Consider the following 22,347-nt stretch of genomic DNA (forward strand, 5'->3'; position numbering starts at 1 on the left):
GTCTCCCTAAAAATATAGGGAGACTTTTAGTTTGCTTTTACTACTGATTAATTAGCGGCTACCCAGTACTACAGCATTGGTTGAGGATTCTACACAGACGTTTGCAATATCGTCAGGCTGAATATTTTTATTACCATCCGCATCAAGCGATCTCAAAATATTTCCCTCTACTTTTACAGACATATCCCTTGCTGTTGCGTTTAAACTACTCGCGCCTGTACCTGCAATTGCAACCTCAACATAATCCCATAAATTACCTGATTGAGAGATTATCGCACGGCACTGCTCTTGACTAAGACCATTCAGCTCAATAACAAACCCACGTAAACCTTTATCTGTTTGAGTTGCAGCCGTTTTAGCACCAGAAATTGCAACAAAATTACTCGCAATATTGTTGTAAGCTTCATCCGTTGAAATTTTACCGAGTTGTACTAAACGTGCCACAATTGATTTTGCTACTGCAGGGTCTTTGATTGTATCAAATGTATAATTTGCCGATTCTGTTCCTACATTAACAGGATAGCCTGCAGCACGTTGGTATGCTTCTTTGGTAACAATTCGAACGGTATTTGTATTACTGACTAAGTCGGAAATAGCGCGGCTATCAAATGCACGCTGAGCCAAGATAACTACTCCTGCGGCGATGGTTCCAATAATACCCAATACAATGATAATTTCTAATAACGTCATACCCCTTTGTTTTTTTGCTTCATGATGTTTATGTATTTTTTTAAGCAGTTTCATTTTTAAGCTTTGTGTCTGTTGGTAGACTTTAAACATAGGTATTCCTCAAGAATTTAATCTTATTTAATTTGATTTATTAATTTCAATCTTTACATTACACACGAAAACTATTTTAATTAAACTAATAACTTTTTTGACTAATTAACTTCCTTATAACTGCCTCTCATCACAATAATTATTAGTTCAAATTATTTATCAGTCAATAGAATTTTATTACTGTTATTATTTCTTATTGTGAATTTAACGTTATTATCATTAACTTTATTTTAATATTGTATACACTGACTATATTAGATACATATATATTCAATACACGCCAAATATAACCAAAAAAATTAATTAGGATTATTCCTAATGTAATTAAAATCAAAAGAAATATTCTCTTACATTATTTATTTAATTTCATGCATTGCAAGCATATACAAATAAGCAATATTAATATATTTTACTCTATATTCGACTAAATACACTTATTCAAAGTAATTATTACTTTTGAAATGCAATTTATTATTCACACATAAAATCATGTTCTATAGTTTAGTCGAACTACTACTTTTACTAATTATTATCGCTATTGCATAGCATGACATTCAAGCAAATAGCTCTGATATGAGATTATAAATATGGCATACTCTAAATTGGCTTTTACTGGTACTTCTTTTACATCAAATCATGAATCCACACTGAATCCAAAAAAAGGAAAAAAAATCAAGTCTGATGTAAAAAAAGCAAAATTAATACAAGTTCCAATGATATATATAGATGCATTTGAAAGTATCAAAAATGAAGGTTACACATCATTATCATTTTCATCTTATCTTATCGAAGCATTAAAAGAAAAAATCATCTGCGATGTTTCCAGGTTGGACTCATAAATTATATTAACTCTTATAATATAAAAAAATCGCGTATCTCATACCCCCTGAAATACGCGATTTTTTTATACTGAATTACAATGAAAATTAAATCGAACATATTATTAGTACATTTAACTTAACGATATCCCCGCCTATGATTTGTTGATGACCAACTGTATGTTGCATCACTTGGTACTAATTTATCTTTTTTTTGCTGAGCTCTGGCTTTCTTTGCTTCTTTATCAACTTCATTAGAAATTTCAGTAATAATTTCTTTTCTTACTTTTGCCTGCTCTGCATTGGTTAATTCACGTTCTAATTTTTTCCGTTCTTGTGCTAACCGAGTTCGAACACGATTTTTTTGTGTTTCGGTCATTTCTTGGATAGTTAACATTTTCATTCTACTGCCCCTTACTCATGTTTAATCACCTGAATTCAATATACCATCATTCGTTAAACCCGAATATGAAAAACTGCATCTCCCATCGCGACAGTCGTGTTTTTTGATTGTTCATTGGCTGCAAAAAGACAGAATTAAGCGTATAGTATGGCGCAATATCACTTAGATGAACTAACTTGTCATAATATGGAATTAACCCCCTCACCTCAAAACATTCGGCAGATACTCATTTCTGACACCCCTATTATCGATGTTCGAGCACCGATTGAATTTCAGCAAGGAGCCATGCCCTCTGCAATAAATATCCCACTAATGAATGATGAAGAACGCGCCGCCGTTGGCACGTGTTACAAGCAGCAAGGTTCTCATAAAGCGGTTGAACTTGGCCATCAATTAGTCAGCGGTGATATCAAAGACGAACGTATCGCCAGGTGGCAGGCAGCCTGCCAACAATATCCGAATGGCTTTATTTGTTGTGCACGAGGAGGAATGCGTTCTCATATTGTGCAAGCATGGCTTAAAGAAAATGGCGTTGAGTACCCTCTTATCAATGGTGGATATAAAGCCCTTCGACAAACAACCATCGATATCATCAATGAATTTTCGATGAGACCAACCATTTTAATTGGAGGGTGTACGGGGAATGGCAAAACAACATTAGTGCATAGCCAGCCTGATGGTATTGATTTAGAAGGTATTGCCCACCACCGAGGTTCATCTTTTGGCCGTACATTACAAGCACAGTTTTCCCAAGCAACTTTTGAAAATCATCTCGCTGTCGAGATGCTCAAAAAGTCTTCAAATCATACGCGTTGGGTACTTGAAGATGAAGGGCGAGCAATTGGTGCAAATAGCCTGCCTATATCATTACGTTCTCAAATGGAATCAGCGGCTATCGCTGTTATTGATGACCCTTTTGAATTACGTCTTGAACGCCTTAAAAATGAATATTTTGACCGAATGACACATGATTTTCTTGCTGCATACGGTGAAGAGAGAGGCTGGCAATTTTACAGTGAGTATTTGCATCATGGCCTGTTTGCAATTCGAAAGCGATTGGGCTCTCAACGGGCTGCTGAATTAACGGCGTTATTAGATACTGCATTAATTCACCAACAAACGACGGGCGAAACTCAATCACATTTTTCTTGGCTTTGCCCATTACTGCATGAATATTATGACCCAATGTATCGTTATCAATTAAGCCAGAAACAAGAGCGAATTGTTTTTCAAGGTACATATCAAGAAGTTGAACAGTGGCTAAACCACCGTTAATAGACGTTGAAAGCCCACACTGTGGGCCTTTTCTCATTTAAAAATTTAAGCATTTTCTATTTGCAAACCTGCTGCTTTCCATTCAGGAAAACCTTCCTCAAGCCGCCTAATTTTAAACCCTTGGGCTGTAAGTAATTCAATGGCATCAAGTGATAACAAACAATATGGGCCGCGACAATACGCCACAATTTCCATTCCTTTAGGGAGTTGTGACAACTGCTCTGCAAGCTTCTCCACGCTAATATTTAACGCACCAGGTAGATGACCTTGGTTAAATTCGTGTTCAGGACGAACATCTAATAAAGTGACACTGCCATCCATTAATTGAGCCAGCAAATCCTCACGCGAAATCGGTGTTAGTTTGTCTCTTGCTTCAAAATAGTCTGCCATGATTTGCTTAATTTCAGCATTGTTTTGCTTACCAACAATGCCTAAAGCATTAAGGAGTTCTATCACCGAATCTTGGTTCACAATTGAGTAATAAACATGTTTTCCTTTACGCTCCGTTTCAACTAATCGCGCACGACGTAATGTTTGTAAATGACGGGAAGCGTTGGCAAATTCAATGCCACAAAGGGTAGCAAGTTCCTCAACACTTCTTTTTCCTTGTGCTAAGTACTCTAAAAGTTCTAATCGGCTTGGATGGCTGATACTTTGCGCTATTTCTGCCAAATTGGCATAAATACGCTGTTTAGGGTCGATATTGGCCATATTTTCCTCCGAAAATCCCACTTCTTTTCACCTGCCATGCTCATCTGTATTGAATTGTACCTTATCCCTTTCCCCTATACCGCAATTTTTCGTTTAACTCATTGACATAGTCAACTTCATGATCAATCATTATCGATATTGATTGAATGTTTCAATTGTTACTATAATCCAAATTCAGGTAAAATGCCATGAAAGCCTTAATAATATTAAACCGTGAGCCCTATGATGGAACCGATGTCACATGGAATGCTTTGCGTTTAGCAAAACAGTTATTATCCGATGGATGTGAAATTCGCATTTTTTTAATGAATGACTCAGTGGATCTCGCCCGTGATATCTGCATACCACCGACAGACTACGACCAAGATCTTAGCCAAAATTTAAAAGACCTAATCACCCAAGGTGCTTATGTCAAAGTGTGTGGTACTTGCCAAGCTCGCTGCGGTATTTATAAAAATGAGCCTTATTTTGCAGGGGCGCAGAAAGCAACCATGCAAGATCTCTCTACTTGGGTCATGACTAGTGATAAGTTATTAACATTCTAATTACTTAATTGGGTTAACTATGCCATCTCTCTATTTTGATTTTAATGCAAGCACACCGATTCACCCTGAAGTTCAAGCCTCAATGCAGCCGCTATTGAATTCACTGTATGGCAACCCTTCTAGCCAGCATTGGGCTAGCGATAATGCAAAATCGCGTTTGGAACATGCCCGAGCACAAGTTGCATCGCTAATAGGGGCACATACTGATGAAATTATTTTTACCAGTGGCGGAACTGAATCAAATAATCTCGCACTCAAAGGGCATTTTTTTAAGCAGTTATCACGCCATCCTAATCCACATATCATTACGCAAGTCACTGAACATCCTTCAATTTTAAGCCCTCTCGCATTCCTTGAGAAATTAGGTGCAACAGTCACTTATCTTCCTGTTGGTAAATTGGGTCGTGTGTCACCGCTAGATGTGCGTAATGCAATCACGTCTAACACGACATTCATTAGTATTATGCACGCCAACAATGAAACTGGTACTATCCAACCCATTGAAGAAATTGGTGAGATTGCTAAACAGAACAATATTTGCTTTCACACTGATGCAGCACAATCCATTGGAAAAGTCGCAATCGATGTTAATCAGCTGAATGTAGGTTTGTTAAGTATTGCTGGACACAAAGTCTATGCCCCGAAAGGGATTGGGGCTTTATATGTCCGCCGCGGCACGATGTTAGAGCCCATTAACCACGGTGCTGGGCACGAAAATGGTCTTCGTGCTGGTACGGAAAGCCTATTACTTGCCACGGCACTTGGCCTTGCATGCGAAATTGCACAAACACAAAATAAAAACGCTGACATAAAACAATTACGCGACAATTTTTGGCAGCAACTTGTTGATCTTTATGGTGATCGGGTTTTACTAAACGGCCATGAAACTCACCGTTTACCAAATACATTAAATGTGGGTTTTAAACACCAACAAGGCGCTGATCTTCTAGGTAAATTATCGGGTGTTGCTGCGTCGACAGGATCTGCCTGCCACGAAGGTCAAGCCACCCTTTCACCTGTGCTCTCGGCGATGAACGTTGATCCTAGTTATGGTCTTGGTGCTATCCGCTTTAGTCTTGGCCTTGGTGTAACCCAAGCAGACATAGACTTGGTAATTCAAAAGCTCAAACATGTTCTGCCCTCTAATTAATTTCTAAGGCCGTATTTTATGCACCCCAGAAAAATGTACCAACAAGTGTGGCTGCTAGCGAGTGCCCAAGCATTATTTCAAATTGTCTCTGTCATGGTGATGACAATCGGAGCCCTTGCTGGAGCTCAGATGGCTTCATCTCCAACATTAGCCACATTGCCCATTGCCGGTATGTTTTTGGGAACGGCCACCATGATGTTTCCCGCATCACTTTGGATGGCCAAAATTGGGCGGCGTAATGGCTTTTTGATTGGTGCACTCTTAGGGATAATCGGTGGGTTAATTGCAGCATATGGAATAATTATCCAATCATTATATGTTCTTAGCTTTGGAACAGTTTTAATTGGTGGTTACCAAGCTTTTGCGCAATTTTATCGATTTGCAGCCAGTGAAGTTGCCGATAATTTGTATCGCCCAAAAGCAATTTCGTTAGTGATGACTGGTGGCGTCGTCGCTGCGCTTTTAGGGCCTTTACTCGCCCGTTCTGGTGCCAGCTTTTTTGACGCACAATATTTAGGCACCTTTCTATTATTAGCGGTAATTTCCCTCGGTGCTATCGCCGTTTTATGCAAATTGGATATCCCAATGGCTGAGCCAAAAACGGTGGCTCACACCCCTATATCAGCTCGCTCATGGAAAACCCTCGTTTTACAACCTACCTATTTGGTCGCGGTATTTATTGGGATGACCAGCTACGGCGTAATGGTACTTGCGATGACTGCAATGCCGATTGCAATGATGAACCATCAGCATTCATTAGGTGCAACCACGACCGTAATGCAACTTCATGTATTAAGTATGTTTTTACCCTCTTTTATTACTGGTAGCCTTATCACGCGATTCGGTGTGCTTAAGATCATGTTTGCGGGTATTGCCATGTTTATTGGGCATATTCTATTTGCACTCTCTGGCGTTTCTTTTGCATCATTCGCTAGTGCATTGATTTTATTAGGAACTGGTTGGAATTTTATGTATATCAGTGGCACTGCTCTTTTGACATCAACTTACACGCCAGAAGAAAAGGCTAAAGCACAAGCAACCAATGACATGAGTATCTTTATGGTTAGCCTTGCGTGTTCGTTAGCTGCTGGCGGGCTATTAAATTACCTAGGTTGGCAAACCTTAAATATCATGTTGTTGCCATGGTTAGTGTGTGCTGTTCTTGCCATTGTGTGGTTGATTTACGTTCAACGTAAAACCGCCCGCATTAATTAAATTTCTCTTAGCTTGCCAATCTTCTACAGTTAGGTGTTAGAAGCGCGCTAATTTTAGCTTCCACTCCCTCGATAATAGGGAGTGTGAAACCTTTTCAAATTATCTCTCCAGCAAATCAGATTTGGCTTTAGGTTCATTCGACTGATAAGCCAACTAATCATTAAATTCTCAAATAGCTTAATGAATATCAAAACTTACGCAGTTGTGCCTTGCGCAACTTAACCAGATTCTTCATTATGTGTTTTTTTATATAACGATAACGAGGTACTCATGCGCCGCCTATTACTCTCTTCTTTATTTATCTGCTTTACGTTACCCCAAGCGATGGCTGCTCAGCTACACATGTACGCAGGAGCAGGATTGCGCCCACCGATTGAAAAAGTGGTCGAAAAATTCGAAAAAGAAACAGGCAACACTGTCACTGTTGAATATGGTGGTTCGGGGCAAATTTTGACGCGCTTTGAGTTAACTCAGCAAGGGGATTTGTTTTTCCCAGGATCTGAAGATTATGTTGAAAAACTGCAAGCCAAATCTTTAGCAACTGATGCATACCCTATCGTGCGCCATATCCCAGTCGTTGCCGTACGAAAAGATAAAGCCCAAGGAATAGCCAGTATTGAAGATCTCGCCAAAAGTAATTTGCGTCTAGGTATGGGCGATCCGAAAGCTATCGCTTTAGGCCGTAGTGGTGAACTGTTACTTGATGCCAGCGGTTATGGCGACCAATTACGCGATAAAGTGATAGTGCGCGCCGCAACAATTAAACATCTGTCCATGTATTTGCTCAATGGCGAAGTGGATGCGGCAATTATTGGCCGAGCGGACGCGATGAAAAACCAAGATAAACTGCTTGTGTTGCCATCCCCAGAAGGTAGCCCTGAAGAAATCGCCACCATTGCGGTACTAAGCACCAGTGCTGCGCCAAAAGAGGCTAAATTACTTGCTGAGTATTTTGCTGCGCCTGAAGGTATCAAAGCCTTTACAGACTACGGTTTTTTACCTGTTACTGCTAAAAAATAATTCTCAATATGTACCCAATCATGAAGTGGGCACTTGTGCCCCTATTACTCTTATTACTCTTGATTGTCGGGTCATTGACGGCGCTGTTGTTTCAACTCACGCCGTCACTACTTTCGCAATTAATTGCAGAGCCTGAGTTCCATTTCGCGATTTTAATGTCCCTTGCTACGTCCTTGACGTCATTATTTTTCGCATTCTTAATTGCTATTCCTGCGGCTTGGGTGATGGCACGCAGCGAATTTTTCGGCAAACGTGCCGTTGACGCATTATTTGACTTGCCCCTCGTCACCCCACCGTTAGTCATTGGGATTGGCTTATTGCTATTTTTGGGTAGCCAAGGGCCTTTTTCCGTGATTTTCCCAGAACTCAGCCGTTGGTTATTTTCCCCACTCGGCGTGATCATTGCACAAACTTATGTGGCAAGTGCGGTGCTGTATCGTTCTGCACAAGGGGCTTTTGCCGCCATTGACCCTGCTTTTGTCAGAACCGGGTTAAATTTGGGGCTATCTCCTGCGAAAACATTAATTTTGGTTGAGATCCCCCTTTGCTGGCAAGGACTAATGAGTGGCGGCATATTGGCCTACTCACGGGCTTTGGGGGAATTCGGAGCTACCTTAATGTTGGCTGGCGCCACTCGCTTTAAAACAGAAACGTTGCCCATGGCAATTTATTTGAATATTGCCAGCGGGGATTTTTCACTCGCACTTGGGTGTGCTCTGATTTTAATGGCATTAGCGGTTGTGTTGTTGCTCGCGCTTCACCGTTTAAAAAGGCGGAAAACCCATGCTAAACCTTGAGAATATTCACGCAGGGATTTTAAAAGACGTGACGCTGTCACTTAAAGAGGGATGTTGTACCGCGATTTGTGGCCCCTCTGGTAGCGGGAAAACCACGCTGCTCAATTGCATTGCAGGCTATCAACGTTATCAAGGCGATATTTATTACCAAGGTAATTTATTGAATAAATTGCCCATCTGGCAGCGCCCTTGCCGTTATCTCAACCAGCGTTTGTATTTATTTCCGTGGTTGAACGTGATGAACAACCTCCGTTTAGCCCAGTATGCGGCTAAAATACCCAGAGATAAGCAACGCATTATCGCTTTGTTAGATAAGATGAATATTGCGCACTTGGCCAAACGTTACCCCCATGAAATCTCGGGAGGTGAACAACAACGTGTTGCACTTGCTCGCGCAATGATTTCATCGCCATCTTTGCTCTTATTGGATGAACCGTTTTCCAGCTTAGATTGGCAAACAAGGGAGCAACTTTGGTCGCAAGTGAATCAATTAAAACAAGATGGCGTCACTATTTTATTAGTTACTCATGAACCGAAAGAAGCGGCTGCATTGGCGGAATACCACGTTGCCATAGAAAATGGCAATATACTCTAGAGTTAGTAAAAAGAGGCTTAGACCTCTTTTTTGTCTTTCTCGATTAGATAAAAACCACACCAACTAAATACAGCATTCCCATCACAAAACACACGGACGAGCTGACATACCAAAATAAATCACTGTTTCCTACAAAACGTGCTTTTATCAATGGAAATAAAGCGGCTCGAAGTAAAAATACGGTCGCAATAGCGAACAAAATAGGCTGGTGAAACGGTAAAATTGGCTGCCCTAGCGCTGTTGTCAACGCATAAGCAGAGCATATAAGCAGGATAGTTCCGACAACAATGGCTGTAACATGCGGATACCAATGGCCTTTTTGCGCTTTTTCTACGATAGAGTTCCCTGCACCTAAAAAACGGTACCCTTTTGCACCGAGAAACAAGCACGCAAAATGCAGTAATGCAGCGATAAATGTACAGAATGAACCGAGATACAATGCGATATTGCTCATGTTAAGCCCTTGTTTGTCTGAATATAGCAACAGCGGGGATTACCCCCCGCTGCGCTATACACATTCATTTATAAGGCTAGTTTATCGAATCAGGTGCAGGTTTATCCACATTTATCTCATAAAGTTGTAGCGCACGGTTAACTTCTGAACGAGCAATCGTGCCTTCATCCGCTAATAATTTCAGTGCAGCCACCACAATAAAATGACGGTTGACTTCGAAGAATTCGCGTAATGCCTCACGAGTATCTGAACGCCCAAATCCGTCCGTACCTAATGAGATGAATTTTCTATCTGATACATAGGGTTTAATTTGGTCACCTACGATTTTCATATAGTCTGTCGCAACCACCAATGGCCCTTTGTATGGCTCTATCATTTGCTGCACATACGGTTTTTTAGGCTCATCTTCCGGGTGCAACATATTCCAACGCTCTACTTTCATCGCTTCGCGCCGTAATTCGTTTAAGCTGGTTGCACTCCAAACGTCGCTATTCACTCCAAAATCATTTGCTAAAAGCTCCGCCGCCGCAAGGGTTTCACGCATAATCGAACCACTGGACATCAACTGAACACGCGGGGAATTTTCAGGTGCATTATCGTAGGATTTAAATAAATAAGCGCCTTTTAGAATACCATCCTCGACCCCTTCTGGCATGGCGGGTTGCGGGTAGCCCTCATTGAGTAGCGTGATGTAATAGTAAATATCTTCATTATCAACGAACATGCGTTGCATACCATTTTGAATAATTACAGCTAACTCATAAGCATACGCTGGGTCATAAGAGACACAACTTGGGATCACGGAAGATAAAACATGGCTGTGACCATCGTCATGCTGTAAGCCTTCACCCATTAAGGTGGTTCGTCCAGACGTTGCCCCCAGCAAAAAGCCTTTGGTGCGCGCATCGGCCGCAGCCCAAGCTAGGTCGCCTACGCGCTGCAAACCAAACATGGAATAGAAAATATAGAAAGGGATCGTTGGCACATCATGGTTGCTGTATGCCGTACCCGCAGCTATCCATGTAGAAATGGCTCCAGATTCGTTGATCCCTTCTTGCAGAATTTGCCCATCTTTTGCCTCTTTATAGTAGCTTAATTGCCCTGCATCTTGTGGGGTATAAAGCTGGCCTAAATAGGAGTGAATGCCTATTTGACGGAATAGCCCTTCCATTCCAAAGGTTCTTGATTCATCAGGTACAATTGGCACCACCAGCTTGCCAACTTCGGCATCTTTAAGTAACACATTCAAAATGTTCACAAATGCCATCGTGGTGGACATATTACGCTCCCCACTGCCTTTGAATAAATTAGCAAAATTGGCTAATGGCGGAATAGCCACAGGGCTTGTTTGGCCAAAACGTGCTGGAATATAGCCTCCCAGCACTTGACGCGTGCTCTTAATATACAGGGCTTCTGGGCTATCAACTTCAGGTTTGAGATACGGAATTTCGTCTAATTGCTCATCTGCCACAGGCAAATTGAGTTTGTCACGGAAGGCGCGAACCGCATCTTGGCTCATCTTTTTCAATTGGTGATTAATGTTTTGCCCTTCACCCGCCTCTCCCATCCCGAAACCTTTTACTGTTTTGGCTAAAATAACAGATGGCTTACCTTTGGTATTTACCGCTTGATGATAGGCAGCGTAAACTTTTTCTGGGTCGTGTCCCCCACGGTGTAAATTCCAAATGTCGTCATCACTCATATCCGCCACTAGAGCAAGCAGCTCAGGGTATTTACCAAAGAAATGTTCACGCACATACGCACCGCTTTGCGATTTAAACGTTTGGTAATCACCATCTACACACTCCATCATTCGCTGCATCAATAAGCCAGAAGTGTCTTTTTCCAGTAATTTATCCCAAGCACTTCCCCAAATAACCTTAATGACGTTCCAACCAGCTGCTTTAAATACAGACTCAAGCTCTTGAATAATTTTACTATTGCCACGTACTGGGCCATCGAGTCTTTGTAGATTACAGTTTACGACAAACACTAAGTTATCCAGTTTTTCTCGCCCACCTAAGGAGATTGCCGCTAGTGATTCAGGCTGATCCATTTCCCCATCACCAAGGAATGCCCAAACTTTACGGCCTTGATGAGGTTTGAGGTTACGATACTCAAGGTAACGCATATAACGCGCTTGATACGCCGCAGTTAATGGCCCAAGCCCCATCGATACTGTCGGGTACTGCCAAAAATCAGGCATTAAGCGCGGGTGAGGATAAGATGATAAGCCACGGCGGACAGATTCACGGCGGAAATTATCGAGCTGTTCTTCGTCAATTCGCCCCTCTAAATAGGCACGGCCATAAATTCCCGGTGCAGAGTGCCCTTGGATATACACCATGTCCCCAGCAAAATCATCCGTTCTCCCTCTAAAAAAGTGTGTAAAACCAATATCGTATAGTACTGCCGCGGATTGGTAGGTTGCAATATGTCCCCCCACATTAGAGTGTTTCCCCGCGCGGAGCACCATCGCCATCGCATTCCAACGAATATACGCGTTTAAGCGCCCTTCCGTTGCCAAATTACCCGGGTATTCAGGTTGGTTATGGACAGGAATACTATTGATATACGGTGTGGTCACAATGCTTTGAAAATCACCGTATTTTCGTTGATCTGCTTGCGCCATTTTGTTAAGTAAAAAATGTGCGCGCTCACGGCCGTCAATTTCGGTAACGCCTTCATAGGACTCAAGCCATTCCGCGGTTTCCTGAGGATCGACATCTTTTTCTATTGTTGTGTGGTTCATACTTTCTCCCAAATCTACTTTCCCGTCAGGGCAGGTTTACGTCTCAAACCGGATTATTGACCTTGAATTGCAATTGCTATAGTTGCGATTACCATCATACCTATCGGTATAGTTGCATATGCAATAATGGTAAAAAAGACTTTATCCTTTTATAATTGCAATTGCAACTAACTCCCTTTAATCAAGAAAGGCCATATGAAAACTAAACAAGCGGATTTGTGGTTTTCCTTTGTCCGCGCACATCGGATCATCATCAGAAAAATCGAAGCTAAACTTTCCGAAGCAAAATTGCCTATTTATGCGTGGTATGATGTTTTATGGGGCTTGGAAAGCGGCGAAAACGGAACGCGGCGAATGCATGAATTAGCGGATGTCGTGGTGATTGAACGCTATAACTTAACACGTTTAATTGACCGCTTAGAAAAGGAAGACCTCGTCATTCGCTCTCGTTCAGACGATGACAGACGAGCATCTTTTGCCACAATCACAGAAAAAGGCAAACTGCTGCGCAAGCAAATGTGGGAAATCTACCGAGAAGTGGTTAAAACACATTTTCTCAGTCAATTTAGCGAAACTGAAATCAATGATTTTGCGAATGCCCTTGATAACGCCGCATTAAGTGCAAAAGATTAACGTAAATATCGCGGTACCACTCACGATACCGCGACAATCTAATGAGTTAGCTTTTCAATTGCCTCTTCATAAACAGCAACAGAAAGCTGGTTTGCCTCATAAAGTTGCTTCAATGCACACAAGGCAATCCAATTTACTGATGGGTAAATAATGCCATTTTTATCAATAGAATCAGAACCTAACGCCATAAACTCTTGAGGTATGAATGGTTTTATTTGCTTAGCGATATGGTGAGAGTAATCCGTTACCGCAATGACAGGCACCTTGGTATTCCCTAAACAGTGTTTAAGGTGGGAAGAAGCGTATTGCTGCTTTGCATCAAACGCGAGTCGCGTATAACTTGGGCAACTCCATACTTCAGACTCAACGCCCCATTCTGTTTGCAATAGTTGGGCTGCTTGCTTAACCCTTTCGAGTGATTTTCCTGCCCCACACAATTGAATATCAATTTTTGGTGCACTACGTGATAACCGGTACATACCTTTAAAAGCTGCTATGGCTGCGTCTTCAGATAAAGGCTCAGTTGTTTGATTAACACTGTGTAATGCCATATACACCAATGACTTATCACCATATATATACAAATGTGTTAATGCTTGTTGGGCGATCGCTGCGGCTTCTTGCGCATTCGCGATATCATAAGCTAGCCAATTTTCCATCGACGTAAGCTTTAATGGAAACCACGGATAAACCCCTTTTGGTAAATAGCTTTCACTGGTATCGATGCAGTTGAGGAAAATCCCTTTATGGTTTGTTTCTGTCTCTAGTGCGCCTAACTGCTCAATTAAGGGAGTATTCACAAAGTAAAACAAGGGTTTCTCATAGGTTTCTTGGCTATTAAACCAAATTGGCCACGCTGTTTCTTGTTGGCCCGTAACGCCATTTTGATTAATAACCCAAATCGAAGCGTCCTTATGCTTAGTGTCACCAATATGTTTAATCGCTGTATGAAGCAAACTTGTCGGAGAGCTTGGCAGGTTGGCGTTGTCGTGAGCGACCTGATTAATTTGTTGTAAACACAAATTAGCGGCAGCTTGGGTTTGTGCTGTTGCAGCTGGCATTTTCATTGATTGGATAAACATTATCGCTCACTCTTATTGTTGCAATTGCAATCATTGTAATCGCAACAATAAGGCGAAGTCAAATGACGTCTAATGCCCTTATTTTTTAATCACTAGCTCAGTAACGCCTTGGTAGATAAGCCTTGTCGCCAATGTCCCCAAAATCAACCCGACCACTTTCCCCACCACTTTGTGGATGCGCGAATAGCTCCGTCTGACCGATGAAAGAGAAAATGTTTGGCAGAGAATGATTCGCCAGATCAATGAAGCCAATACGATCCCAAGCCAAATTACCAGTTTTGCCCATAATGGCGTTGAGGGGGAAATAGTGGTTGAGAAAATACTCATGAAGAACAACACGGTTTGCGGGTTTGAAAGATCGGAAATTAAACCTCGACGAAAATACACACCTTTCGGGAAATGTTCCGTAATATTTTCCGTGGATAAATTGAGTTGGGTTTTATTTTTAAAAACGCTAATCGCGTAATACAGTAAATATAATCCGCCTAGTACTTTAATTAACGAAAACAACGCACCAAACTCTGACATTAAGGTCACTAGCCCAAATAGCCCAAGTCCTGAATAGATGGCATTACCTAAAACGACACCATAACCACAGGTCAGCCCCGCCTTTTTCCCTGAACTAAGCGTGGTTTGAACAACAATAAATAAATTGGCGCCAGGGTTAAAAAACGTCAGTACAAATAAAAATAGAGTGATAATAATGCTGTGTAACGGATCCATAATTTTGTCTTTGAAAATTTAGGGTTTTCCATTATAGGCACGAAATTATTATCAACTCTATTTCAAAATGCAGATTTACTGCACAAAATCAGGGTTATTATTCGACAAATCGTATTATTGGCTTAACACTTTTTTTCGTTGTAATAACCATTTATCTAATTCATTTGCAAATTGCTGGCGATCCCGTTGGTTTAAACTTGCAGGGCCCCCAGTTTGCACACCACTCGCCCGCATCGTATCCATGAAATCACGAATATTCAGACGCTCACGAATAGTTGCATCACTGTATCGTTCACCTCTAGGATTCAATGCAGACGCGCCCTTTTCCATCACCTCAGCGGCAAGAGGAATATCTGCGGTGATCACTAAATCCCCTTTTTGCGCACGAAGAACAATTTCATTATCTGCGACATCAAAGCCCGCGGGAACTTGTAAGGTTTTTAAAAAACGAGATGGTGGAACCGACAAGCGTTGGTTGGCAACAAATGTAATTTGCACATTTTCTCTGTCAGCTGCGCGATATAAAACTTCTTTGATAACTTTAGGACACGCATCCGCATCAACCCATATTTCCATTATTTTATCCAAAACTTAGCGGTATATTATGGGGATATCATAACACGATAACAGCAAGGAAAAGTACCGATGTGATTTTAGCGGGGGTTAATTAAACATTATATCGGCCAAGCTTATTACTGATAATATTAGCAATTAATCTGAAATAAACTTGGCGAAAATTGATAAACTAAAGCACCATAACCATTTCATGCCATGTCATTCCACCGTGATCTGACTCAGAGGGTTTGACATATTGGTAACCAAAATGTTTATACAAATCAACGTGGCGTTCTTTGCACATTAGATGAATAGTTTCTTTGTTATTTTTTTGCATTAACGCAATGAATTCTTTCATCAATAACGATGAATAGCCTTTTCCTTGGTGATTTGGGTGGATCACAACCGACATAATCACCACATTTGGCGCTTGTGCGTCATGGCCGATGAGCTCTTTGAATTCTTCATCGGACATTACCACATCCCACGCGCAGCCGGCATTAATGAAGCCGACAACTTCACCCGCCACCTCCATGCATAAAAAACCTTGTGGGTACTGCGCTATTCGCGTTGCGATTTTTTCTTTAGTCGCTGCCTCATCCCCTTCATACGATTCAATTTCAATCGTGAAGCACGCCTCGACATCACCCTGTGTTGCTTGCCTAAATATTGGCTTATGCATTTTTTAACCTCTTGTTTTTACTTATTTTATTGAAATATTCATATTGTTAAAATCTATTCTCGCACGTTTCTACCATCTTTTGCTGCGCATTCAGTTGTAAATAACTTAATGCGGTAGATAACAGAACAAACACACCTCCAATGATCGCCACAAGAAAAGCAGCATACAACCCATAAGTATCAACCATTTTTCCCGTCATCATAGCACCAATAGCCACACCTATATTTAACCCAGCTAATAACCAAGTCATTCCTTCCGTTAATCGATTTGGTGGAACAATATTTTCAACCAATGACATTGCAATAATCATGGTTGGTGCAAAGAATAAGCCTGAAATAAACACCACAACCGCGAGGGAATAAACGCCGCTTACCCACCACATTGGCACGATAGATAAAAATGTCATTATCCCGCTGATAAATAATAAGCGGTGTAATGGTGTTTTTAAATTGAGTGCCCCGAAAACCAAGCCCATCGCACAAGAGCCTATCGCATAAGCGGATAAAACTAAGCTTGCCGCAGCGGGTTGTTGCTGTAATTGTGCGAGCGTGACACTTAAAATATCCACAGAACCCACAATAACCCCCAATGCAATCATCAATGCGATAAGCAATTGTAAGCTTGCCATCGACAAAATCGATTTTTGCTTCGGTGTTGAACTTTCTTGTGCAAATACAAGGGGTTCCGTACCGCGTTGTTGCACAAGAAGCATCACGCCCACCAGTAACAAAACAGCGGCAACCAATAAGCCTGCTTGCGGAAATAAGGCAACTGTCAACCCAACTGATAACGGAGGCCCTGCAATAAACGTCGCGTCATCAAACACAGTTTCCAGTGAATAAGCCGTTTGTAGAATGGGCTTCCCTTTATACAATGCCGTCCACCGTGCCCTTATCATGGCCGACATGCTCGGCATCGCGCCGGCTAAAAACGCACCAATAAATAACCCAGCATCAGGTAACGCCAGCCACGTTGTCGCAACGAGCAACACAACACCCAATAAACTGATAAGCGTGACCACGGGTAATACTCGATACTGACCCAATTTATCGACCAATCGGGAAATTTGTGGTGACAGCAATGCGTAGGTAAGCACAAACGTGGCTGAAACTAACCCCGCTAACGTATAACTCCCCCTTAATTGCGCCAGCATAGTAATAATACCAATGCCCATCATCGGTAACGCTAAACGGGCTAATAACCCAGCAATGACAAATTGTTGGCTGCCTTTGGCTTTAAAGAGTTCTTGATAGCGACTTAGCATGTAAGCTCCCGGTAATAAATTCTTTATACATACACTATGTATGTATAATAATGATATAATCATACACAGTGAATGTAAATAATTATACTCAGTGTTTGTAAGAGGTTTTATGGCAAGAAGAACACAAGCTCAAATGGAAGAAACGCGCGAACTTTTATTAACTACAGCACGGGAACATTTTAGCCGTTTGGGCTTTGCAGCCACCTCCATGGATGAAATCGCGGCAAGTGTTGATTTAACGCGCGGTGCTCTTTATCACCATTTTGGTGATAAAAAAGGCTTATTCACTGCTGTAGTTGAACAGATTGATAGCGAAATGAATGGGCGGTTACAAAAAATCTCTGCCAATTCCACTGACCTATGGAATAACTTCCGGCTACGCTGCCACGCTTATTTAGAGATGGCATTAGAACCTGACTATCAGCAGATTATTTTACGGGATGCCAAATCTGTTGTGGCTGAAGATCTCGCAAAATCAAATCTTAAATGCACCGAACAAGTCGATATCCTGCTACAGGAATTAATGAACCAGCAAATCATTAGCAATGTTAATACTCGCGCCCTTGCCTTTTTAATCAATGGTGGGCTTGCTGAATCCGCCTATTGGATCTCTCAGGCTAATAGCCAAGAACGCTTACAACAAAGTATTTTTGCGATAGATAAAATTCTTAATGGACTACTGGAAAACTAATCGCTATTGACCATGAGCGGCTTATCTTTCACATAAAGCCGCCATCCAAGTATCAATACAATTAGTAAAAATACAGGCACCGTTAGTGTTAACTCTAAATAAACGAACCGGTTGAAATTAAAACCATTTATTTTCGGCGTTAGCCAATAAGCGAAAGGCAACGTCGATACGAATGCAGGCCCACCAAGAATAATCAATCTCTTTAGCTTTTTATTATTTTTATTTTTAATTTCAATTGGTTGAAAACGATGAAATTGAAAGTATTTATAGCAAAGATAGGCGAAGCCCCCCGCAGACCCAAGGTGTTGTAATAGTTTATAAAACGCAATTTCTTGGCTATCAGACATCGCAAATAGCTTCATTTGTAAAAATGAAATTTCCCGCACAAATGCCCCGGACTCATGCGTAAAACCGTCCCAAACAATATGGGTTAACGCCCCGATATACAGCGAAATAAAGATAATTAACGTATGTCGAATAGTAAGTTTATTCATGGTATGAACAGCCAAAGGGCTCATTCTATTCAATGCGGGTGCCATTTTTTGCGTTAACCAATAAACCAATATGCATAATGGAAGCCCAGTATAGAACCATCCAATATATTCATGCGCCACTGATGCCGCACGGTACCACGTCAATGAATAAAATAAATCTGGGCTCAAGCTGCCTAAAATAAGTGCTGGCAAGCTTAACCAACGGAAATATTTGGCCTGTTTAATGGGAAAAACCACCGCGGGGTGGGAAAACGTCCAAGGCATACTTACGACCAGATCAATTGAGTAGACACAAGGATCATGCCGTTTTATTTGTGAAAACGATATACGAGAAATCGGAAAGATTTGCCCACACATTCATGCGGGCAATATATCTAAAACAAACTAGATTAATGAATTGAAAGTTTGTTTCAGTTTTTCAATATCTTGTGAGCTTGTAGACCAAGAGGTACAAAAACGTAAGCAGGTTGTATCTGCCGTTGGCTGGCAAACTTTACTGACGACATAGTGAGCCAACACTTTGTCACTGAGTGAGTTTGGCAAAATCACAAATACTTGGTTTGATTCCACCGGCGCTAAAAAGCCGAACCCTTTTTCGCTAAAGAAATCGGCAAGTTCACTTGCGGCATCGTTGATTTTCTGACCTAACTTGAAATAAAGGTCGTCATTAAAGAGTGCTTCAAACTGCGCAGCTAATAACCAGCCTTTAGCTTGTAACCCGCCTTTTTGCTTAATGCTATAACGAAAATCGGATTTTATCGCGGGGTTTAAAATCACTAAAATCTCCCCAGTCAATGCCCCAATTTTTGTCCCACCGATATAGAAAACATCCGTGAGTTGTGCGATACCTTCAATGGTTAAATCACTGGCGGAGGACATCAAACCCGATGCGAGACGTGCGCCATCCATAAATAGGAACAAACCGTTTTCGTCGCAAATTTTACGCAGAGCGACTAATTCTGCTTTGCGATACACCGTACCAATTTCAGTGGAGTTACTGATATAAACCACTTTTGGTTGAACTGAATGCTCATCGGGATGTTCAGACAATACTTTTTGAATATGCGCCGGAGTCAGTTTCCCTGAGGCAGATTCTACTGTGATAACTTTATGCCCAGATGCTTCAATCGCCCCTGTTTCGTGAACATCAATATGGCCACCAACAACGGAGATCACCGCTTGGTGTGGACGTAAAATATGGGAAATCGTCGTTAAATTGGTGATCGTTCCGCCGTTAAAGAAATGGATATCCGCATTAGGCTGACCAATACGGTGTTTAACTTGCTCAGCGACTTGCTTGCACAGACCGTCTGTACCATAACCTGTAAAACGTTTCCCAGCTAAGTTGTTCAATGCTTCCATCACGTTAGGATGCGCAATTTCGTTATAATCATTTGTAAAGCTGTACATTAATTCACCCACTAATACCATGTTATGTAAATAATTAGCTAATAGTTATAGAGACAACTAATTTATTATTCAACGATCTTTTTTATCGTTCACTGATACATTTTTATAGGTACACAAAAATAACAGCTACCAACGAAATTTGTAAACAAAACCAACGCTTATAAACCGTTACTTTTGTGAACGGCGAAATGTGAGATTAAAGCGGTATGGCCCCAGCAATGGGTGCTCACCCGCCTTTATGGTTCGAACACCATGGTAATTTAAACGGGATTTTCCACCCCAAACCAGCACATCACCATGTTCCAGTGCCAGCGCAATTTTAGGCGCTTCACGTGTCATCCCGCCAAAATCAAATATGCAGGGTAATCCTAATGAAAACGAAACAATCGGCTGTGAAAAATCCGCTTCGTCTTTATCTTGGTGAAGTGACAGTTTAGTCCCCACAGCATATCGGTTAATCAAACAGGCATCTGGTTCAAACCCCAAAAAACCCGCTCTTTCTGCCGCTTCTTGAGCTAATTGGCGAAATATTATTGGCATAGGCTGCCAAGGTTGATTAGTGACAGGGTCACTATTAGCATAACGGTACCCTGTTTTGTCAGTCACCCAGCCCCAATCACCGCAATTGCTCATCGCAACTGACATGCGGTACCCTCCCGGAGTTTCCATATTTCTCAATGGCGATAGCGAAGTAATGTCATTTAATGATTGTAATAACGCCTGACTATTGCCCAGCAAAAAGCCTTTTAGCAAGAAAGCATCTGGCGCTATCTCAATGGTGTTTTCATCATCAGAAAATAACATATTCGACTATCTCATTAATTTAACGGTAATAACTGAGCATAATACGCCATTAAACGCCACTTCTCCGTGCTTTGCGTGCTTCTGCGCGTTGAATCACCCAAACACTGCCTAAGATCACTATCATACCAATAAATTGCAAGGTGCTGAGCTGCTGATTAAGGTAAAACCACCCTAAGACCACCGCACTGACAGGGCTAAGAAAACCTAATGATGCTACTGAGCTCGGCCCTAATAATGCCAGCCCACGGAACCATAATGCGTAGGTTAATGCCCCACCAATTAAGGTTAAATAGCTGAGCCCGATAATATTCACGGATGTTAACGTCGGCAATGCAGGCTCAAAAATGAAGGCAAATGGGAGTAAAATCAAACCGCCCGCAGTTAATTGCCACGATGTAAAAGTTAATGCGCTAACGGGGGGTTGCCAACGGCGACTCATAACTGTGCCCGCGGCCATTGAAAATGCCCCTGCCAAGCCAGCTATCACGCCAACCCAATCGAGTGAAGCTGTAGGTGTTAGCAGTAAAATCGCCACACCAACAATTCCGCTAAACGAAGCGATTATTGAAATGCTGGACAAACGGTTATTCAATAACCAACGACTTAAAAATAACACAATTAATGGCTGTACCGCCCCCACCGTTGCGGCAACACCACCGGGTAGACGGTAAGCTGCAATAAACAATAACCACCAAAACAGTGAAAAGTTCAACGCCCCTAAGATAGCAACTCGTAACCACCAAATCCCTGAGGGTAACTGGCGTAAAAGCAGTACCAGCAATAATCCGGCAGGCAGTGCACGTAAAACAGCCAATGTTAGTGGAAGGCCCGAGGGCAGCATTTCAGTCGTCACCAAATAGGTACTTCCCCACACAATGGGGGCTAATGCAGTGAAACATAAAACAACATAGCGATTCATAGTTTGACTCTCAATATTTATCTTGAGGTCAAGATAGATTCTATTTACCTTGACGTCAAGATAAATAAAGCCCATTATTTGCCTATGGATAGAATCGATAAAATCACTCAACAATGGGAGCGTGAGCGCCCAGATCTCGATATTAGCCCAATGGGGTTAATTGGTCGGTTAGGCAATATTGCCTATCATCTCACCCGTGAAATGGAAAAAGTCTTCGCTGAATTTGGCCTTAATCGGTCAAGTTTTGATGTGCTGGCCACTTTACGGCGCTCAGGTAAACCTTACACCCTGAGCCCAGGGGATATGCTTGCGACGCTAATGGTAACCTCGGGAACCATGACAAACCGCATTGATCAACTGGAAAAAGCGGGGTTAGTCTCCCGCCACACTAACCCAGATGATGGCCGAGGTTTTTTAGTTTCACTGACTAATGAAGGGCTAACATTAATTAACCAAGTCATTGAGGCCCATACAAAAAACCAAGCACGGCTAGTCGCCAAGTTGACGTTGGAAGAGCAACAGGCGCTCAACCAACTATTACGGACATTTCTTGGGACGTTTGAATCTTAAGTACT

At 41.7% G+C, this 22,347-nt stretch carries 25 protein-coding genes; 11 read left to right on the forward strand and 14 right to left on the reverse strand.

Features of this window, described 5'->3' with window-relative positions; translation table 11 throughout:
• Positions 1-51 precede the first annotated feature (51 nt).
• Positions 52-780: a type IV pilus major pilin gene (locus AC4IFT_RS01720; protein WP_490732777.1), complete on the reverse strand. Its 729-nt coding sequence runs from the start codon at positions 778-780 to the stop codon at positions 52-54.
• 587 nt (positions 781-1,367) lie between these two features.
• Here AC4IFT_RS01720 and AC4IFT_RS01725 point away from each other — a divergent pair.
• Positions 1,368-1,619 carry a hypothetical protein gene (locus AC4IFT_RS01725; protein ID WP_490732775.1) on the forward strand — a complete coding sequence of 84 codons (252 nt, stop codon included), beginning with the start codon at positions 1,368-1,370 and terminating at the stop codon, positions 1,617-1,619.
• Between the two features lie 118 nt (positions 1,620-1,737).
• Here AC4IFT_RS01725 and AC4IFT_RS01730 read toward each other — a convergent pair whose 3' ends face one another.
• On the reverse strand, positions 1,738-2,001 hold the full coding sequence (locus AC4IFT_RS01730; protein WP_490732773.1) for a YjbD family protein: 264 nt from the start codon (positions 1,999-2,001) through the stop codon (positions 1,738-1,740).
• A gap of 186 nt (positions 2,002-2,187) precedes the next feature.
• Here AC4IFT_RS01730 and mnmH point away from each other — a divergent pair, with 186 nt between their 5' ends.
• Complete coding sequence (gene mnmH, locus AC4IFT_RS01735) at positions 2,188-3,276, forward strand: tRNA 2-selenouridine(34) synthase MnmH (RefSeq protein ID WP_490750595.1); 1,089 nt, start codon at positions 2,188-2,190, stop codon at positions 3,274-3,276.
• 45 nt (positions 3,277-3,321) lie between these two features.
• On the opposite strand, the gene AC4IFT_RS01740 is transcribed toward mnmH, so the two are convergent.
• Positions 3,322-3,987, reverse strand: a complete 666-nt coding sequence (locus AC4IFT_RS01740) for an ArsR/SmtB family transcription factor (RefSeq protein ID WP_490732771.1) — start codon at positions 3,985-3,987, stop codon at positions 3,322-3,324.
• A 188-nt stretch (positions 3,988-4,175) separates the two neighbouring features.
• On the opposite strand from AC4IFT_RS01740, the gene AC4IFT_RS01745 reads away from it, so the two are divergent.
• The 6 genes from AC4IFT_RS01745 (at position 4,176) to AC4IFT_RS01770 (ending at position 9,309) form a co-directional block, all read left to right on the forward strand.
• On the forward strand, positions 4,176-4,532 hold the full coding sequence (locus AC4IFT_RS01745) for a DsrE/DsrF/TusD sulfur relay family protein (RefSeq protein ID WP_490732769.1): 357 nt from the start codon (positions 4,176-4,178) through the stop codon (positions 4,530-4,532).
• Between the two features lie 19 nt (positions 4,533-4,551).
• Positions 4,552-5,682, forward strand: coding sequence for a cysteine desulfurase family protein (locus AC4IFT_RS01750; RefSeq protein WP_490732767.1), 1,131 nt, complete (start codon positions 4,552-4,554; stop codon positions 5,680-5,682).
• Positions 5,683-5,700: 18 nt separating this feature from the next.
• A complete protein-coding gene (locus tag AC4IFT_RS01755; protein WP_490750480.1) occupies positions 5,701-6,897 on the forward strand; it encodes an MFS transporter in 1,197 nt (398 codons plus the stop codon).
• A 270-nt stretch (positions 6,898-7,167) separates the two neighbouring features.
• On the forward strand, positions 7,168-7,917 hold the full coding sequence (gene modA, locus AC4IFT_RS01760; RefSeq protein ID WP_272538413.1) for a molybdate ABC transporter substrate-binding protein: 750 nt from the start codon (positions 7,168-7,170) through the stop codon (positions 7,915-7,917).
• A gap of 17 nt (positions 7,918-7,934) precedes the next feature.
• Positions 7,935-8,714 (forward strand): ABC transporter permease, encoded by a 780-nt coding sequence (locus AC4IFT_RS01765; protein WP_490750596.1) that lies wholly within the window; start codon positions 7,935-7,937, stop codon positions 8,712-8,714.
• Complete coding sequence (locus tag AC4IFT_RS01770) at positions 8,701-9,309, forward strand: ATP-binding cassette domain-containing protein (protein WP_490732760.1); 609 nt, start codon at positions 8,701-8,703, stop codon at positions 9,307-9,309. Before AC4IFT_RS01765 ends, AC4IFT_RS01770 begins: the two co-directional genes overlap by 14 nt.
• A gap of 43 nt (positions 9,310-9,352) precedes the next feature.
• Here the strand turns inward: AC4IFT_RS01770 and AC4IFT_RS01775 are convergent, their stop codons facing one another.
• Together AC4IFT_RS01775 and aceE are read right to left on the reverse strand one after the other, a co-directional pair.
• Positions 9,353-9,763: a hypothetical protein gene (locus AC4IFT_RS01775; RefSeq protein WP_490732758.1), complete on the reverse strand. Its 411-nt coding sequence runs from the start codon at positions 9,761-9,763 to the stop codon at positions 9,353-9,355.
• A gap of 76 nt (positions 9,764-9,839) precedes the next feature.
• On the reverse strand, positions 9,840-12,515 hold the full coding sequence (gene aceE, locus AC4IFT_RS01780) for a pyruvate dehydrogenase (acetyl-transferring), homodimeric type (protein WP_490750481.1): 2,676 nt from the start codon (positions 12,513-12,515) through the stop codon (positions 9,840-9,842).
• Positions 12,516-12,710: 195 nt separating this feature from the next.
• Here aceE and AC4IFT_RS01785 point away from each other — a divergent pair, with 195 nt between their 5' ends.
• On the forward strand, positions 12,711-13,148 hold the full coding sequence (locus AC4IFT_RS01785; protein WP_490732754.1) for a MarR family winged helix-turn-helix transcriptional regulator: 438 nt from the start codon (positions 12,711-12,713) through the stop codon (positions 13,146-13,148).
• A 38-nt stretch (positions 13,149-13,186) separates the two neighbouring features.
• Here the strand turns inward: AC4IFT_RS01785 and AC4IFT_RS01790 are convergent, their stop codons facing one another.
• The 5 genes from AC4IFT_RS01790 to AC4IFT_RS01810 all read right to left on the reverse strand — a co-directional run bounded on the left by AC4IFT_RS01790 (position 13,187) and on the right by AC4IFT_RS01810 (position 17,454).
• The gene (locus tag AC4IFT_RS01790) at positions 13,187-14,230 is read right to left on the reverse strand and encodes a transketolase-like TK C-terminal-containing protein (RefSeq protein ID WP_490750482.1); all 1,044 of its coding nucleotides are present in this window, start codon (positions 14,228-14,230) and stop codon (positions 13,187-13,189) included.
• A 78-nt stretch (positions 14,231-14,308) separates the two neighbouring features.
• Positions 14,309-14,953, reverse strand: coding sequence for a LysE family transporter (locus AC4IFT_RS01795; protein WP_490732750.1), 645 nt, complete (start codon positions 14,951-14,953; stop codon positions 14,309-14,311).
• Positions 14,954-15,067: 114 nt separating this feature from the next.
• Positions 15,068-15,529: a YaiI/YqxD family protein gene (locus AC4IFT_RS01800; RefSeq protein WP_353241682.1), complete on the reverse strand. Its 462-nt coding sequence runs from the start codon at positions 15,527-15,529 to the stop codon at positions 15,068-15,070.
• Between the two features lie 169 nt (positions 15,530-15,698).
• A complete protein-coding gene (locus AC4IFT_RS01805) occupies positions 15,699-16,190 on the reverse strand; it encodes a GNAT family N-acetyltransferase (protein ID WP_490732748.1) in 492 nt (163 codons plus the stop codon).
• A gap of 46 nt (positions 16,191-16,236) precedes the next feature.
• Positions 16,237-17,454 (reverse strand): MFS transporter, encoded by a 1,218-nt coding sequence (locus AC4IFT_RS01810; RefSeq protein WP_490732746.1) that lies wholly within the window; start codon positions 17,452-17,454, stop codon positions 16,237-16,239.
• A gap of 109 nt (positions 17,455-17,563) precedes the next feature.
• Here AC4IFT_RS01810 and AC4IFT_RS01815 point away from each other — a divergent pair, with 109 nt between their 5' ends.
• Complete coding sequence (locus AC4IFT_RS01815) at positions 17,564-18,145, forward strand: TetR/AcrR family transcriptional regulator (protein WP_490732744.1); 582 nt, start codon at positions 17,564-17,566, stop codon at positions 18,143-18,145.
• On the opposite strand, the gene AC4IFT_RS01820 is transcribed toward AC4IFT_RS01815, so the two are convergent.
• From AC4IFT_RS01820 to AC4IFT_RS01835, 4 genes are all read right to left on the reverse strand, one after another.
• Positions 18,142-18,903 (reverse strand): DUF4184 family protein, encoded by a 762-nt coding sequence (locus tag AC4IFT_RS01820; RefSeq protein WP_490750483.1) that lies wholly within the window; start codon positions 18,901-18,903, stop codon positions 18,142-18,144. The genes AC4IFT_RS01815 and AC4IFT_RS01820 overlap by 4 nt on opposite strands.
• 120 nt (positions 18,904-19,023) lie before the next feature.
• Entirely contained in the window at positions 19,024-20,049 is a 1,026-nt protein-coding gene (locus AC4IFT_RS01825) for a threonine aldolase family protein (RefSeq protein ID WP_490750484.1), read from the reverse strand.
• Between the two features lie 168 nt (positions 20,050-20,217).
• Positions 20,218-20,853, reverse strand: a complete 636-nt coding sequence (alkB, locus tag AC4IFT_RS01830; protein ID WP_490732738.1) for a DNA oxidative demethylase AlkB — start codon at positions 20,851-20,853, stop codon at positions 20,218-20,220.
• Positions 20,854-20,902: 49 nt separating this feature from the next.
• Entirely contained in the window at positions 20,903-21,772 is an 870-nt protein-coding gene (locus AC4IFT_RS01835) for an EamA family transporter (protein ID WP_490750485.1), read from the reverse strand.
• An 84-nt stretch (positions 21,773-21,856) separates the two neighbouring features.
• On the opposite strand from AC4IFT_RS01835, the gene AC4IFT_RS01840 reads away from it, so the two are divergent.
• A complete protein-coding gene (locus AC4IFT_RS01840; RefSeq protein ID WP_490732734.1) occupies positions 21,857-22,342 on the forward strand; it encodes a MarR family winged helix-turn-helix transcriptional regulator in 486 nt (161 codons plus the stop codon).
• Positions 22,343-22,347 lie beyond the last annotated feature (5 nt).

This window comes from Providencia sp. UF-183, from assembly GCF_058246155.1.

Coding starts and splice junctions, on each gene's coding strand:
- AC4IFT_RS01720 (WP_490732777.1), bottom strand. CDS start 780: ATGTTTAAAGTCTACCAACAGACACAAAGCTTAAAAATGAAACTGCTT.
- AC4IFT_RS01725 (WP_490732775.1), top strand. CDS start 1,368: ATGGCATACTCTAAATTGGCTTTTACTGGTACTTCTTTTACATCAAAT.
- AC4IFT_RS01730 (WP_490732773.1), bottom strand. CDS start 2,001: ATGAAAATGTTAACTATCCAAGAAATGACCGAAACACAAAAAAATCGT.
- mnmH (WP_490750595.1), top strand. CDS start 2,188: ATGGAATTAACCCCCTCACCTCAAAACATTCGGCAGATACTCATTTCT.
- AC4IFT_RS01740 (WP_490732771.1), bottom strand. CDS start 3,987: ATGGCCAATATCGACCCTAAACAGCGTATTTATGCCAATTTGGCAGAA.
- AC4IFT_RS01745 (WP_490732769.1), top strand. CDS start 4,176: ATGAAAGCCTTAATAATATTAAACCGTGAGCCCTATGATGGAACCGAT.
- AC4IFT_RS01750 (WP_490732767.1), top strand. CDS start 4,552: ATGCCATCTCTCTATTTTGATTTTAATGCAAGCACACCGATTCACCCT.
- AC4IFT_RS01755 (WP_490750480.1), top strand. CDS start 5,701: ATGCACCCCAGAAAAATGTACCAACAAGTGTGGCTGCTAGCGAGTGCC.
- modA (WP_272538413.1), top strand. CDS start 7,168: ATGCGCCGCCTATTACTCTCTTCTTTATTTATCTGCTTTACGTTACCC.
- AC4IFT_RS01770 (WP_490732760.1), top strand. CDS start 8,701: ATGCTAAACCTTGAGAATATTCACGCAGGGATTTTAAAAGACGTGACG.
- AC4IFT_RS01775 (WP_490732758.1), bottom strand. CDS start 9,763: ATGAGCAATATCGCATTGTATCTCGGTTCATTCTGTACATTTATCGCT.
- aceE (WP_490750481.1), bottom strand. CDS start 12,515: ATGAACCACACAACAATAGAAAAAGATGTCGATCCTCAGGAAACCGCG.
- AC4IFT_RS01785 (WP_490732754.1), top strand. CDS start 12,711: ATGAAAACTAAACAAGCGGATTTGTGGTTTTCCTTTGTCCGCGCACAT.
- AC4IFT_RS01790 (WP_490750482.1), bottom strand. CDS start 14,230: ATGTTTATCCAATCAATGAAAATGCCAGCTGCAACAGCACAAACCCAA.
- AC4IFT_RS01795 (WP_490732750.1), bottom strand. CDS start 14,953: ATGGATCCGTTACACAGCATTATTATCACTCTATTTTTATTTGTACTG.
- AC4IFT_RS01800 (WP_353241682.1), bottom strand. CDS start 15,529: ATGGAAATATGGGTTGATGCGGATGCGTGTCCTAAAGTTATCAAAGAA.
- AC4IFT_RS01805 (WP_490732748.1), bottom strand. CDS start 16,190: ATGCATAAGCCAATATTTAGGCAAGCAACACAGGGTGATGTCGAGGCG.
- AC4IFT_RS01810 (WP_490732746.1), bottom strand. CDS start 17,454: ATGCTAAGTCGCTATCAAGAACTCTTTAAAGCCAAAGGCAGCCAACAA.
- AC4IFT_RS01815 (WP_490732744.1), top strand. CDS start 17,564: ATGGCAAGAAGAACACAAGCTCAAATGGAAGAAACGCGCGAACTTTTA.
- AC4IFT_RS01820 (WP_490750483.1), bottom strand. CDS start 18,903: ATGCCTTGGACGTTTTCCCACCCCGCGGTGGTTTTTCCCATTAAACAG.
- AC4IFT_RS01825 (WP_490750484.1), bottom strand. CDS start 20,049: ATGTACAGCTTTACAAATGATTATAACGAAATTGCGCATCCTAACGTG.
- alkB (WP_490732738.1), bottom strand. CDS start 20,853: ATGTTATTTTCTGATGATGAAAACACCATTGAGATAGCGCCAGATGCT.
- AC4IFT_RS01835 (WP_490750485.1), bottom strand. CDS start 21,772: ATGAATCGCTATGTTGTTTTATGTTTCACTGCATTAGCCCCCATTGTG.
- AC4IFT_RS01840 (WP_490732734.1), top strand. CDS start 21,857: ATGGATAGAATCGATAAAATCACTCAACAATGGGAGCGTGAGCGCCCA.